The 13,720-nt window shown below is 72.6% G+C and carries 13 protein-coding genes; 4 read left to right on the plus strand and 9 right to left on the minus strand.

Annotation, left to right across the window (positions count from 1 at the left end):
• Positions 1–23: 23 nt before the first annotated feature.
• From NLU66_RS01765 to NLU66_RS01785, 5 genes are all read right to left on the minus strand, one after another.
• Positions 24–1,316 carry a glycoside hydrolase family 32 protein gene (locus NLU66_RS01765; protein ID WP_259361239.1) on the minus strand — a complete coding sequence of 431 codons (1,293 nt, stop codon included), beginning with the start codon at positions 1,314–1,316 and terminating at the stop codon, positions 24–26.
• Between the two features lie 50 nt (positions 1,317–1,366).
• Positions 1,367–2,188 carry a carbohydrate ABC transporter permease gene (locus tag NLU66_RS01770; RefSeq protein WP_137769219.1) on the minus strand — a complete coding sequence of 274 codons (822 nt, stop codon included), beginning with the start codon at positions 2,186–2,188 and terminating at the stop codon, positions 1,367–1,369.
• A 49-nt stretch (positions 2,189–2,237) separates the two neighbouring features.
• Positions 2,238–3,119 carry a carbohydrate ABC transporter permease gene (locus tag NLU66_RS01775; RefSeq protein ID WP_259361240.1) on the minus strand — a complete coding sequence of 294 codons (882 nt, stop codon included), beginning with the start codon at positions 3,117–3,119 and terminating at the stop codon, positions 2,238–2,240.
• On the minus strand, positions 3,116–4,501 hold the full coding sequence (locus NLU66_RS01780; RefSeq protein WP_259361241.1) for an extracellular solute-binding protein: 1,386 nt from the start codon (positions 4,499–4,501) through the stop codon (positions 3,116–3,118). The genes NLU66_RS01775 and NLU66_RS01780 overlap by 4 nt, the downstream gene beginning before the upstream one ends.
• Positions 4,502–4,664: 163 nt before the next feature.
• Positions 4,665–5,711, minus strand: coding sequence for a LacI family DNA-binding transcriptional regulator (locus NLU66_RS01785; protein WP_259361242.1), 1,047 nt, complete (start codon positions 5,709–5,711; stop codon positions 4,665–4,667).
• Here NLU66_RS01785 and NLU66_RS01790 point away from each other — a divergent pair.
• Positions 5,676–6,593 carry an aldo/keto reductase gene (locus NLU66_RS01790; RefSeq protein ID WP_259362523.1) on the plus strand — a complete coding sequence of 306 codons (918 nt, stop codon included), beginning with the start codon at positions 5,676–5,678 and terminating at the stop codon, positions 6,591–6,593. The genes NLU66_RS01785 and NLU66_RS01790 overlap by 36 nt on opposite strands.
• Position 6,594: 1 nt before the next feature.
• Here the strand turns inward: NLU66_RS01790 and NLU66_RS01795 are convergent, their stop codons facing one another.
• The 3 genes from NLU66_RS01795 to NLU66_RS01805 all read right to left on the minus strand — a co-directional run bounded on the left by NLU66_RS01795 (position 6,595) and on the right by NLU66_RS01805 (position 10,372).
• A complete protein-coding gene (locus NLU66_RS01795) occupies positions 6,595–7,446 on the minus strand; it encodes a PRD domain-containing protein (RefSeq protein ID WP_259361243.1) in 852 nt (283 codons plus the stop codon).
• Between the two features lie 98 nt (positions 7,447–7,544).
• Positions 7,545–9,716, minus strand: coding sequence for a glucose PTS transporter subunit IIA (locus NLU66_RS01800; RefSeq protein WP_259361244.1), 2,172 nt, complete (start codon positions 9,714–9,716; stop codon positions 7,545–7,547).
• 191 nt (positions 9,717–9,907) lie between these two features.
• Positions 9,908–10,372 (minus strand): hypothetical protein, encoded by a 465-nt coding sequence (locus NLU66_RS01805; RefSeq protein ID WP_259361245.1) that lies wholly within the window; start codon positions 10,370–10,372, stop codon positions 9,908–9,910.
• 203 nt (positions 10,373–10,575) lie between these two features.
• Between NLU66_RS01805 and NLU66_RS01810 the strand changes: the two genes are divergently transcribed.
• A complete protein-coding gene (locus tag NLU66_RS01810) occupies positions 10,576–11,700 on the plus strand; it encodes a PLP-dependent cysteine synthase family protein (RefSeq protein ID WP_259361246.1) in 1,125 nt (374 codons plus the stop codon).
• 9 nt (positions 11,701–11,709) lie between these two features.
• On the opposite strand, the gene NLU66_RS01815 is transcribed toward NLU66_RS01810, so the two are convergent.
• Complete coding sequence (locus NLU66_RS01815) at positions 11,710–12,261, minus strand: hypothetical protein (protein WP_259361247.1); 552 nt, start codon at positions 12,259–12,261, stop codon at positions 11,710–11,712.
• A gap of 262 nt (positions 12,262–12,523) precedes the next feature.
• Between NLU66_RS01815 and NLU66_RS01820 the strand changes: the two genes are divergently transcribed.
• Both NLU66_RS01820 and NLU66_RS01825 read left to right on the plus strand, forming a co-directional pair.
• Positions 12,524–13,519 (plus strand): C2 family cysteine protease, encoded by a 996-nt coding sequence (locus tag NLU66_RS01820; RefSeq protein WP_259361248.1) that lies wholly within the window; start codon positions 12,524–12,526, stop codon positions 13,517–13,519.
• A gap of 42 nt (positions 13,520–13,561) precedes the next feature.
• On the plus strand, positions 13,562–13,717 hold the full coding sequence (locus tag NLU66_RS01825) for a hypothetical protein (protein ID WP_259361249.1): 156 nt from the start codon (positions 13,562–13,564) through the stop codon (positions 13,715–13,717).
• Positions 13,718–13,720 lie beyond the last annotated feature (3 nt).

The raw sequence follows: 13,720 nt of genomic DNA on the forward strand, positions 1-13,720 counted from the left end.
CCCGCCGCTGCCCCGCTCTCCGCTCAGGGCAGGCGCAGCTCCCAGGCCTGCTCGATCTCCCCGTGGAAGCGCACCGCGTCCCCCTCCTCGGGGTAGAGGCGCACGGTCGACGGGGTGCCGGAGGTGGGCAGCAGCTCGAGGATGCCCGCGTCGAGCAGGAGCGTCGCGGGGCCGCCCGTGTGCTCGAGCAGGGTCTCCTCGGCGCCGCCCGCCCGGTGCAGCGTGACGGCGACGGGGCCGGCCGTGCGGACCTCCGCCCGCAGCGGCGCGGCGACCTCGAGCGCGCCCTCCTGCGCGGTCAGCTCCGCCCCGCGCAGGGCGGTGAGCTCGGCGGGCGCGGAGGAGACGAGCAGGTCGCCGTCGAGGCCCAGCTCGCGCGGGAAGGTGAGGCAGCCGGCCCATCCCTGGGCGTCGGTCTGCTCCTGCGTGCGGCCGGCATGCTCCCAGGACCAGCCCCACAGCAGCACCCGATCCCCCTCCGCATCGACGACGGCCTGCGGCGCGTAGAAGTCCGGGCCCGTGTCCACGGAGCCGCCGGTGCGGGGCGCGAAGCGGGGCAGGCCGTCCTCGCCTGTGGTCAGCGAGCCCAGCAGGTAGGCGGACTCGGTGATCGAGCCGGGGACGCGCTCGGAGCGGTACCAGAGCGCGACGAGCAGGGCCCACTCGTCGCCGAGGCGCACGAGCTGCGGGCACTCCCAGATCTCCGCGGGGACGTGCTCCGCAGCGACGGGGTCGTGCCCGGTGAGCAGGGTGCCGCGGTACTCCCAGTGCTCGAGGTCCGTCGCGTCGTAGAGCAGGATCGCGGGGACCACGGCCTCGCCCTCGCGGATCCCGGCGCCCTGGATCGCCCAGCGGCGGCCGTCGAGCGTGAGCACGAACGGGTCCCGCACGCCCTCGAGGTCGAGCTCCTCGGGCACGGGGGCGGCGACGACGGAGCGGGTGACGCCCTGCAGCTGCGCGTCGGTGCGGGCGACGACGACCTGGGAGAGGTCATTGCGCACGCCGTCCACGCCCGAGTAGACGAGGGTGGGCAGCGCCGTGCCGTCCTCCGCGGTATCCACGAGGCCCACGCCGCTCCAGCAGCCGCCGCGGTCCGCCTCGCCGGGACGGGGCACGGGGCCGTGGGGCTCCTCGCGCCAGCGCACGAGGTCCGGGGAGGACATGTGGCCCCAGAGGATGTCGCGGTGGCGGGGCTCCTCGGGGTGGTGCTGGAAGTAGACTTGCCAGCGCCCGTCGTGGTGGAGGATCCCGTTGGGGTCGTTGAGCCAGCCGCGGGGGTGGACGCGGTGCAGGGCCGGGAAGTGCAGGGCGGTCATGGGGGTCTCGTCTCTCTCGCGGGGCGGATGGGGATCGGCGTGGGCAGAGGTCACTTCGAGGCGCCGGCGGTGAGGCCCTCGCGGAGGTAGCGCTGACCGAAGAGGAACACGACGACCGCGGGGACCATCGACAGCACCACCCCGGCGAGGACCACGGAGATCGACCCCGTGCCCAGGTTGCCCTGGAGCGTGACCAGCCCCAGGGGCAGCGTGTAGTTCTGCTCGGAGATCATGAAGATCAGCGGGCGGAAGAACTCGTTCCAGTGGAAGTTGAAGGCGAGCACCCCCACGATCGCCATGCCCGGCAGGGCCAGCGGCGCGTAGATCGAGGAGAAGGTGCGCCAAGGGCTCGCGCCGTCGATCGCGGCGGCCTCGCCGAGCTCGAGCGGCAGGCCCAGGAAGTACTGGCGCATGAGGAAGGTGCCGAAGGCCGTGGGGATCGCCGGGAGGATCAGCGCGAGCAGCGTGTCGGAGAGACCCATGCCGCGGATCAGCATAAACACGGGGACGATCGTCACCTGCGCGGGCACCATCATCGTGGAGAGCACGATCGCGAAGAGGGCGTTCTTCCCGCGGAACTCCATGCGGGCGAAGACGTAGCCGGCCATCGCGGCCGTGATCATCTGGCCCACGGCGATGACCCCGGTGACCAGGGCGCTGTTGAGCACGAGCAGCGGCACGCCGATCTGCTCGAAGACGGCGGCGTAGCTCGAGAAGTCGGGGCTCAGCGGGAAGAAGCTCGGCGGCAGGGAGAAGGACTCCGCGGCCGGCCGCAGCGAGGTGGTGAAGGTCCACCAGACGGGGCCCAGGGTGAGCACCGCTGCGACGGCGAGCGCGGCGTAGCGGGCGAGGGAGGGGAGCTTGCGGGTCATCGGACGCCTCCGGACGGAGAGGAGTGAGGGGTCATGGGAGGGACGCTCCTCACTGGTAGAAGACGAAGCGGCGGGCGAGGCGGAACTGGGCGGCGGTGACCAGCATGATCAGCACCATGAGCACGAGGCCGATCGCGCTCGCGCGGCCGAACTCGAGCTCCCGGAAGGCGCTCTCGTAGATGACCATGACGACGGTGCGGGTCGAGTCGCCGGGGCCGCCGCGGGTGAGCACGTAGGGCTGGTCGAAGACCTGCAGCGCGGAGATGATCGCCATCACCGAGGCGACGAGCACCGTGGGGCTCACGAGCGGCAGCGTGAGGTGGCGGAAGCGCCGCCACCCGGTCGCGCCGTCGATCGCCCCGGCCTCGTAGATCTCCTGCGGCACCGCGGCGAGGCCGCCGATGAACAGCAGGAACGAGAACCCGAAGTTCTGCCAGACGTACACCGCGATGACGACGACCATCGCCCACTGCGGGCTGGTCAGCCAGGGCACAGCGGGGATCCCGACGAGGGACAGCGCCCAGTTGATGACGCCGTAGCTCTCGTTGAAGAGGTACTTCATGAGGATCGAGACGCTCGCCGCGGAGAGCACGAGCGGGAAGAAGAAGGTGGAGCGGAAGAACACCCGCAGCCAGGCCGGCATCCGCGTCTGCACGAGCACCGCGAGCAGCATGGCGATCGCGAGCTGCGCGGCGACCGCGACGACCACGAACACGGCGGTGTTGAGGAAGGAGACGGCGACGGTGGAGTCCGCGGCGAGGTCGGTGAAGTTGTCCAGGCCCACGAACCGCGGCGAGGTGATGATGTCCCAGCGGAAGAAGGCCAGGACGAGGGAGCCGACGATCGGCACGAGGACGAACAGGCCCACCCCGAGCATCGTGGGGGCCAGGAAGATCCAGCGCAGCAGGGTGCTGCGGGAGTCGGTGGTCATGCGTCCTCCTCGGTGAAGACGGCGCGCAGGTCGCGGTCCAGCGCGGCGAGGGAGCGGGCCACGCCGTCGGCCCCGCCGGAGAGCGCGGTGGAGATGTTGCGGATGAGGGCGGTCTCGACGGCGGCCTGCTGGGGCGGCGCGGGGATCGGGCCGGAGGTCGGGAAGCGGTCGAGGGTGTCGTAGAAGCGGGACCAGTGCTCGGGGCCGACGCCCGTGTAGAGCGAGTCGGTGACCATGGAGCGCCGGGTGGGCGTAGTCGACGGGGTCGGGAAGGCGAGCTGCATGGCCTGCTTGGAGGCGGTGAACTTGATCCACTCCCAGGCCTGGTCGGCCTTCTCCGTCGTCTTCATGACCGCGTAGCCGGCGGCGCCGAACTGGTGGCGCTGGGTGCGCCAGCGGGGGAAGAACTGCACGTCGTACTGCTCGGGGGTCATGCCGCCCTCGGCGAGCCCCTGGACCCAGTAGCCGCCGGCGGGGGTGGAGCCGATGCGGCCGGAGGCGAAGAGCCCCACGAGCGTGTTGCCGCCGCCCTCCTCGGGGCGCACGGCGAGGCCGTCCTGGACGAGGGTGCGGAGGTACTCGACGCTCTCGTGGACCCGTTCGTGGGTCGCGTTGGAGCCGGTCCAGAGGTAGCCGCCGGAGCGCTCCTCGCCGGGGTAGAAGGTGGACCACAGCTGCTCGCCGCCCTGCGCCCTCTCCTCGGTGAGGAAGGAGGTGTCGTTGACGTAGAGCCAGGGGACGATCCCGCCGAAGAGGCGGTTGGTCCAGTAGTAGGGGGTCGCGTCGCCCTGCATGCCGCGCAGCAGCTCGGTGAAGTCGTCGCGGGTCCAGTCCTCGCCCGGCATCTCCAGCCCGTTGCGCTCGAGGACGTCGAGGTTGAGGTACATGTTCGCGGCGTTGAAGTCGAGGGGCAGCTGGTAGAGCGAGCCCTGGTACATGAACGCCTCGATGAGGCTGGGGTGGACGTCCTCGAAGTAGTCGCGCATCGCGTCGGCATCGCGCAGCAGGTAGTCGTCCAGCGGCAGGGCGAGGCGCTCGGCGAAGAGCTGGGCGCCCTCGGTGGCGGTGTAGACGACGTCCGGCTGGGTGCCGGAGGCGACCATGGTGAGGATCTTCGCGAAGAAGTCGCCCCAGTCGGTGGCCTGCACGGACTGGATGCGCACGGGGATGTCCGGGTGCTCCTCCATGAAGGCGTCGGCGATCTGCTGGCGGCCGGCGGCGTCCTGGGCGGTGCCGAGGATGAGCACGGTGAGGGCGTCGTCGCCGCGGCCGGGGATGTCGCTCCCGGTGAGCCGGGGCCACGCGGCGGCGGTGCCGGCGACGCCGGCGAGACCGGCGGCGCCGAGCAGCGCGCGGCGGGTGAGGGGTGATCCAGTGGCCATGCGGTCCTCTTCGTCGAGCAGCGGCACAGGGGGTGATCCGAACTCTCACTTCTTCACGTGTCGAAGTGAGGTGGGACGAGTATGGAGCGTCGCCTACACACGTGTCAAGGCCGGCCGACGGGCGCCCGTCGGGATCGCTCCGCGGCGGCGGGGAGGGCGGGGCTCAGCCGGCCGGCGGGCGCGCCACCGAGGAGCGCTCGACGAGCGGGCACGCGACGACGACCGTCCCGGCCGCGTCGGCGGCCTGGTCCTCCGCGTCGACGAGGTCGAGCAGGGCGGTCATCGCGGTGCGGCCCATCTCCGCGTGCGGCAGGGCGATCGTCGTGAGCGGCGGGGTGAGCACCTCGGCGAAGAAGTCCTCGTCGTCGAAGCCGATCACCGAGAGCTCCCGCGGCACCGCGACCCCGGCGACGGCCGCCGCATGGATCGCGCCGGCGGCCACCCGGTCGCGGATGCAGAACAGCGCAGTGGGCGGGACCGGCTCGGCGAGCAGCTCCGTGGCGGCGCAGAAGCCGTCGTCCATCTGCCAGCCCGCGCGCACGATCCGCGGGGCGAGCCCGGCCTCCTCGAGCACCTCGGTGAAGCCCTGCTGGCGCTCGCGCGTGGCGACGGAGTCGTCGTCCCCGGAGAGCATGACGATCCGACGGTGCCCCACCTCGAGCAGGCGCCGCGCCGCACGGCGCGCGCCCCGGAGGTCGTCCGGGACCACGGCGACGGGGGCTTCCGCCTCCTCCTGGGGCAGGGCGTCGCAGTTCAGGAGCACGAGCGGGATGCCCGGCGGCGGGGTGGGCGCCATGATGCGGGTGCGGCCCATCGCCGCGTAGACCAGGCCGTCGACCTGGCGCTCCGCGAGCATCCGCACGGCGCCCTCCACGGTCGCCTCGCGCAGGGAGAGATCCGCGGTGAGCACCATGTACCCGCGCTCGGCCGCGGCCATCGACGCCTCACGGACCATCCGCCCCGCCCACGGCGAGGTCGCGATCTCGTCGCTGATCAGGCCGATCGTGCGGGTGCGCCGCTCGCGCAGGGACATGGCGACCGCGGATCGCGTGTAGCCGAGCTCCGCGGCGGCCGCGAGCACCTTCTCCTGGTTCGCCGTCGAGACGGTGCCCTCGGTGCGGCCGTTCAGCACCATCGAGACCGTCGCCCGGGAGACGCCGGCGCGCTCGGCGACATCGGCGGAGGTGGGGCGGCGAGCGGCGGGGGTCACCGTGCCAGCCTACGGCGGCGCGGCCACGACCGGTGCCCGAGCAGGCGGAATACGGCGGGCGGCACCGCGATCGACACAGCCGACGGCTACTCCGCGTGGGTCCCCGGCAACGCCGGCGGCGAGTCCGAGACGATCCTCGGCGCCTGGATGGAGGCCCGCGGCAACCGTGACCAGGTGGTCCTCGCGACCAAGGTCGCCTCGAAGCCGGACCGCCAGGGCCTCTCCCGGGAGAACGTGCTCGCCGCGCTCGACGAGTCGCTGCAGCGCCTGCGCACCGACCACGTCGATCTCTACTACTTCCACGTCGACGACGAGAGCGTCGCGATCGAGGACCAGGTCGCGACCGCGCGCGAGGTGCTCGACTCCGGGAAGGCGCGTCACCTGGCGCTGTCGAACTACTCCCCCGAGCGCCTGCGTGCCTTCCTCGAGACCGCCCGCGACCAGGGCGTGACGCCGCCCGTCGCCCACCAGCCGCAGTACAACCTGCTGCACCGCGCACAGTTCGAGCAGGAGTTCGCGCCGATCGCCGCGGAGTTCGAGCTCGCGACCTTCCCCTACTACGCCCTCGCCTCCGGCGTGCTCACGGGCAAGTACCGCACGGCGGCGGACGCCGAGGGCGCCCCGCGCGGCGGCGCCGCGACGGAGCTGCTGGGCCGGCCCGGGACCCCCGCGGTGCTCGAGGCGCTGCACGCGGTCGCCGGGGCGCACGGGGTCGAGGCGACCTCGGTGTCCCTCGCGTGGCTGCGCGCGAAGGGCGTCACCGCCCCGATCGCCTCCGCCTCACGCCCCGAGCAGGTCGCCGCACTGATCTCCGGCGCGACGCTCGAGCTGGACGCCGCGGAGGTCACCGCGCTGGACGAGGCCTCGCAGCCCTTCGCCTGAGCTAGGGGACCTCCGGGGCCCGGTCCATCGTCATCCGCGCGACGTGGAGGGCGAGGTAGGCGACCTCGTCCGGGGTGAGGCGGTCGCCGAGGCGCAGCTGGACGATCGTCGCGAGCTGCTCCGCCGTGCGCACGGCCTCCGGGTAGCTCTCCCGGATCGAGCGGCCGATGGTCGACTCCTGACCGTCGAGCTGCCGGTGCTGGTGGATGCGCACGAACATGTAGCGCACGTGCGTGATGAAGCGGGCGGCGGTCATCGAGCTGCGGGAGACGTCCACGCCGTAGCGCTCGCCGATCACCGCGAGCAGCTGCTGGATGACCCCGGTCATCGTGTACGTGAAGGACAGGTCACCGGAGGCGAAGCCCGCGTTGACCAGGTGCAGCGTGAGCGCCGTGGCCTCCCCTGCGGCGAGCGGCGGGTCCACGTGGAGGTTGATCTCCTCGAGCAGCCGCTCCGCCTGCGCGTACTCGGCGCCGTAGAGGGTCTGCACCTCCGCGCGCAGCGGGTACTCGATCTCCTGCCCCTTCCGGGCCCGCTCGAGGGCGCCCGCGACATGGTCCGCGACGGCGATCGCGAGGGTGGGGCGGGTGGACTCGCGGCCCTCGATCCCCGCGGCGCGCAGGGCGATGACGACGCCGCGCAGAACGTCCTGGTCGATCATCGCGAAGACCTCGGCGAGATGATCGGGGTCGCGGCCGTCGGAGGGGACGAACACCCGCACGATCAGCGCCGGGTCCACCTCCTGGCCGGGGCGGGCGCGGAAGCCGATCCCGCGGCCGGTGAGGATGACCTCCTGGCCCTGGCCGTCACGGGAGATGACGACGTTGTTGTTGAGGACCCTCAGCACCTTCATGTCCGCTCACCTCCTTCGCGCTCGGGACACATCCTCCCAGCACGGGCGCGGGCGCGCACCGACCCCCGAGGGGAGCGGTGCGCGCCCGGCCCGACCGCTCAGCGGCGGACGGCCACCACCGGGGCGCCCGCGGCGACCTGCTCGCCCACGGCGAGCGGGCGCACCTCGGCGAGGCTCGCGGTGTTGATGACGGTGACCAGGGTGAGGGCGGGGTGCCCGGCCGCGCGGATCGCCCCGAGGTCCACCTCGGCGAGGAGGTCCCCGGCGCGCACCTGCTGGCCTGCCGCGACGCGCACGTCGAAGCCCTCGCCGTTCATCTGCACCGTGTCGATGCCGACGTGCACGAGCACCTCGACGCCGCCCGCGCCGCGGATCCCGAAGGCGTGCCCGGTGCCGGCGACGGTGATCAGCTCGCCGTCGAGCGGCGCGAGGACGGTGCCGTCGGCCGGCTCGACGCCCACGCCCTCGCCGAGGGCGCGGGAGGCGAAGACCGGGTCGCCGGCGTCGTCGAGGTCCAGCACGCGCCCCTCGACCGGGGAGACGATCTCGAGATCGGCCTCGGCGAGCAGCGTCGCGGTGGGGGCCGCACCGCCCGCGGTCCCGGCGGCGGCGTCGGCGCCGTCAGCTCCGGCGATCGCGGCGGCGCCGTCAGCTCCGGCGATCGCGGCGGCGCCGGCCGCCGGGGCGGTCGATGTCGCGGAGGTCGTGCTCGTCGCGGATCCGGAGGCCACAGGCGCGGCGGTCGCCGCGGCGCGCTCGTCGGCCTCACGGAGATCACGCTCGGCGTTCGCCGCCGCACGCTGCTCGCGCGGCATGTAGTCGGAGACGAAGACGAGCACCATCGCGGTGACGAAGGCCGCCGTGATCGCGATGACGTACACGGGGATCGGGTCGAAGACGGGGATCGTCAGCAGCGAGGTGAAGGCGAAGGCGCTCGTGTCCACACCGCCCAGCAGGCCCACGATCAGGCCGCCCACGAGGCAGCCCACGAGCATGCGCGGGTAGATGCGCTTGAAGCGCAGGTGGATACCGTACAGGGACGGCTCGGAGATGCCGCCGAACAGGCCCGCGGCGAGCGCGCCGGTGGCCGTCTGCCGCATCTCCGGCTCGCGGTGGCGCAGGGACAGCAGGAGCACGCCCGCGGTCGCGCCGAAGCAGGCGAAGTTCCAGGCACCCATGGGGCCCTGGATGAAGTCGAAGCCCAGGGCGTTGATGTTCTGCAGCATGAGCGCGTTCAGCGGCCAGTGCAGGCCCAGCGGCACCAGGAACGGGTACAGCAGCGGGATGAGGATCGCGAAGACGATCGGGGCGTTGCCGTTGAGCCAGGCGAGGCCCGCGCCGATCCCGTTGCCGGCCCAGATGCCGAGGGGGCCGATGAGGAAGGCGGTCACCGGGATCATGATGAGCATCGAGAAGAACGGCACGAAGACGAGCTGCACGTTCGCGGGGAAGATCTTCGCCAGGCCCTTGTAGACGAGGGCGAGCAGGGCGACCATCAGCAGCGGCACGAACACCTGGCCGCCGTAGTCGTTCAGCTGCATGGGCAGGCCGAACACGGTCGCCGTGCACTGCTCGGTGCCGAGGGTCGCGTTGGTGGTGCAGGTGACGCCGGGGATGGTGCCGGCGCCGGAGAGCATGCCGGTGAAGTTCGGGGTCATGACGGCGGCCATGACGGCGGCGCCCACCCATGGGTCGATCTGGAGCTTCTTGGCGGCGTTGTAGGCGACCATGAGCGGCAGGAAGTACAGCACCGAGCGCCACATCGCGTCGACGAACACCCAGGTGGCGGACTTGTCCTCGGCACGGAAGTCGACCACGCCGAGGGCGTCGAGCACCGAGGCGATCGCGATGATCAGCGAGGCGCCCAGCAGCACGCCCATGAGCGGGCGGAACGAGTCGGAGAGGTACTCGAAGACGTTGTCGAGCCAGGCGAAGCGGCCGCGGCCCTTGGCGCGGATCGCGGCCTTGACCTCGGCGTCGCTCTGCGGGCGGGGCGTGCCGCCGGCGCCCATCGCGGGCAGGTTCATGATCGTGGAGTAGACGCCCGCGACGGCGCCGCCGATGACGACCTGGAAGCGGTCGCCGGACTGCGGCACGGTGCCCATGACGCCGGGCAGGGCGTCGAGCGCGGCGCGGTCCACCTGCTCGCCGTCGTGGAGCTGGAAGCGCAGTCGGGTCGCGCAGTGGGTCAGGCTCTCGATGTTCTCCGGCCCGCCGACGCCGCGGACGATGTCCTCGGCGACCGACGTGGTCGAGGTGGGGGTGTTCATGATGCGTCCTCGCATCCTTCCCGGGTGAGGGGCCCGGCCCGGCGACAGCGCCGACCGTGCCCAGGGCACAAAAAAAGACCCGGATCGCACAGGGGCGACCCAGGTCTTGCTCCACCATCACGGTGGATGACAATCCTGTGAACGAAGAGTTCGCCGGGGAGCATAGCAGGCACCCGGCGCCGCTCCCGCTCTCAGCCGATGCCGAGCGTCTCCGGGGTGCACGGATCGGCGTCGACGCGGGCGTCCGCGATCGAGAAGCGTCCCTGCTCATCGAGCTCGAACCGCGCCCCGTGCGCATCTGTGGCGAGGAGATAGTGCATCGCGCCACGTCGCTGCACTGCCCCGAGCTCGGAGAAGCCCTGCTCGGCGAGCACCTCCTCGACGGGTTCCGCGTACTCGTCCCAGGCCGCGCGCTCGGTGAGGTCCCCGTCGAACGGCTGCCCCGACTCCCATTGGCCGGCCCGGTACAGACAGGTGCCGCCGTCCTCCGTCACGGACTCCGAGGGCGCGAGATAGCTGAACTCTCGCCCACTCGATGCGAGGGCGCCGGAGACGCCGGCGGCGACGTCCTCGTAGTGGCCGACGGCCTCGCCCGCCGGCAGCGGCTCGGCGCCGCCGGTGCAGCCGGTGAGCAGGGCGAGCGAGGCGGCCGCCACGAGCGCGAGCCCAGCACGGGCACGGGCACGGGCACGGACCGGGGACGCTGACGACCGATGTGGCCCTGCGGGTCTGCGTGCCATGGGGGCTCCTCTGCCGGCGCCCGGCGACGATCGGCGAGCGCTCCCGATCCTAGGAGCCGACGGGCACGGCGCGGCGCCGTCCACAACGTCGGCCCCACGGCCCGCGATAGGTTCGCGCCATGGCCTCCCCCTCCCCCGCCCCGGATCCGCTCGCGACGCTCGAGGACACGGACCGCAGCGATCCCGCACTGCGGGACTGGGTCGCGGAGCGGGTGCGACGCCTCGACGCGGACGACCGCCGCTCCGCGGACACCCACCTGCTGCGGCTCGCCCTGCCCGCCGAGTGGGGCGTGGACCTGTATCTCAAGGACGAGTCCACCCACGTCTCCGGCAGCCTCAAGCACCGCCTCGCCCGCTCGCTGTTCACGTACGCGCTGGTCAACGGGTGGCTGCGGCCCGGGATGCCGGTGATCGAGGCGAGCTCGGGCTCCACCGCGGTGAGCGAGGCGCACGTGGCGCGGATGCTCGAGGTGCCCTTCGTGGCCGTCGTCCCGCGCAGCACGAGCGCCCGCAAGGTCGCGCTCATCGAGGCGGCCGGCGGCAGCTGCCACTACGTGGACCACGCCGAGCAGATGAGCGACGCCGCCCGCGATCTCGCCGCCGAGCGCGGCGGCCTGTTCCTCGACCAGTTCACGCACGCCGAGCGGGCCACCGACTGGCGCGGCAACAACTCGATCGCCGTCTCCGCGATGGAGCAGATGAGCCTCGAGCCGCACCCGGTGCCGCGCTGGATCGTGGTGGGCGCGGGGACCGGCGGCACGAGCGCGACCTTCGGCCGGTACCTGCGCTACCGGCGCCTGCCCACGGGCCTCTGCGTCGCCGACGTCGAGGGCTCCGCGTTCTACCCCGGCTGGCGGGACGGCGACCGCACGGCGACCACGGGGACCGGCTCGCGGATCGAGGGCATCGGCCGGCCGCGGGTGGAGCCGAGCTTCGAGCCGGGCGTCGTGGACCGGATGATCCGCGTACCGGACGCGGCCTCCGTGGCCGCCGCGCGCCACCTCTCCGAGCGCCTGGGCCGCCGCGTCGGCGCCTCGACGGGGACGAACCTCGTCGCCGTCGCGCGCCTGGTCACCGAGCTGCGGGAGCGGGGCGAGCAGGGCTCCGTGCTGACCCTGCTGTGCGACAGCGGCGACCGCTACGCGGGCACCTACTTCGACGACGACTGGGTCGCCGCGCAGGGCTGGGACCTCGCCCCGTGGCGGGCGCGGCTCGAGGAGGCGCTGCCGCTCGTGCCCGCCTGAGCTCGACCCTCAGCCGGCATCGCTCGCGGCGCCGTCCTCCAGGCCGGAGCAGTCCCCGGTCACGTCCACGGTCACCGTGAGCTCGGTGTAGCCCTTCGAGCGCAGCTCGAGGGTCATCCCGTCCCCCGTGCTCGTGGTGGTGACCCAGCCGCCCGTCCCTCCCGTGGGGGTGGAGGCGGCGGGGAGGCCATGGGCCTCGAGCGCGGTGCTCAGCGCCTCCGCGATCCGCTCGTGGTCATCGGCGTCCTCCGCCAGATACGCGGCGCAGCGCCGCGTCGGCGAGGACCAGCGGCATCCGCCGTCCTGGGGCGAGGACCCGGCGGGAGCAGCATCGGTCCAGCTCAGCCCGGGAAAGGCATCGTCCAGCGCCTGCTGTGCGCCATCGAGGAGGGCGACCGCCTCGTCGACCGCCGCCCGGGGCTCTCTCGTGCTCGTGGCCATCGTGCTCTCCTCCTGCGGGTGCTCGTCCTCGGTGCATGCCGCCGTCATCGTGGAGAGCAGCGCCGCGCCGAGCAGGAGGGCGGACCGCCGCCCGGGGGTGCTGCGGTCAGGCTCGCTCATCGTTCCTCCGGTCCGGCCGTCCACGGCGGCCGGCGTGTCCCCAGTGTCATCAGCGAGCGTCGAGGTCGCAAGCGGACCCGATGGGGAGTCGTCCCCATCGACGCCGGCGGATCCCGCGAATAGGGTCATCGCCATCGACGGATGGACAGGGGACCCGATGACATTCCTCGGCGCGGAGACGACGGCGCTGTCAGCGTGGGCGGAGCACACAGGACGCGCGGCGCCGCAGCTGACGGACCTCCTGTCCTCCTTGCAGGCCGCGGTGCTCGCCGCCGACTGGAAGGGACCCGATCGGGACGCCTGGATGAGCCGGTTCGACGCGGAGGTCCGCGGTCCATGGCTCGCCGCCGTGGACGATCTGAGCGACCGGGGGCGCCGAGCCGCGGCAGAGGCTCAGGAACAGGATGCCGCGAGCAGCGCTGGGGGCGATGGAGCGGGGACGTCCTCGAGGGATTCCGGTGACCGGTCCTCCCCGGGCCAGACCGAGGGGAGCGGCAAGCCTGTCGCCGTCCCCGAGAGCGTCCAAGCAGACGTCGACGACCCGGCGGCGATCCGGCGCGACGCCGAGGGCATCACACAGGGAGGCATGGGCGACTGCTACTTCCTGGCGTCGCTCGCCGCGGTCGCGCGCACGAACCCGGAGTTCATCGAGGACAACGTCTGGTTCAGCGACGGCAAGTACCACGTGCGCTTCTACGAGAAGGACTTCTTCGGCAACGTCCACGAGACGGTCGTCGACGTGGATCCCCAGGTGGCAGAGCACGGGGTCCGACGATCCGACGGAAGCATCTCGACGATGTCCGTCTTCGAGACGGCCTACGCCCAGCACCGCGGGGGCTACGACGACATCGAGGACGGGGGGTTCGCCCAGGACGCGCTGCTGACGATCACCGGGAAGGAGCCGACCACGACCGATGACGAGCCGTCCCTCAGCGAGCTCCGGACCCAGCTCGACGCCGGGAACGTGGTCGTCGCCGACACCGGCCCCCGGGACGGCGAAGGGGGCTTCCTTGACAGCGACTCCTGGGACGACAAGGACGGCCCTGTCCCCCGCGACACCGTCTCGACCCATCAGTACGTGGTCACGGAGGTGAGGGACGACGGGAAGATCGTGCTGCAGAACCCGTGGGGTCCGAGCGGCGGCTACCAGGAGGACGACAGCGTCCGCAAGCCGGGCACGCTCGTCCTCACGGAGCAGGAGTACCGCGATCGGTTCCAGAACGTGACCGTCGTCGAGGACCCGGACCCCCGACGCTGATCGCCGCGCAGGGCGGGACTCGCCCTGCGCCTCTCCTGCGCGATGTGCATCGGGCTCGCCGCCGGGTTCATCTCCTGGCTCGCCGCGCACACCTCGACGCTCGGAGCGGCCGGCGTCGGGCTGCTCCTCGGCGCGGTCATGCTCGTCATGATGCGACAGGAGAACAGCAGGCTCGTCGCCCAGCGCGGGGCCGCCTGAGGG

Origin of the sequence: Brachybacterium sp. NBEC-018, assembly GCF_024860185.1 — a bacterium.
GTDB classification, from domain to species: domain Bacteria; phylum Actinomycetota; class Actinomycetes; order Actinomycetales; family Dermabacteraceae; genus Brachybacterium; species Brachybacterium rhamnosum.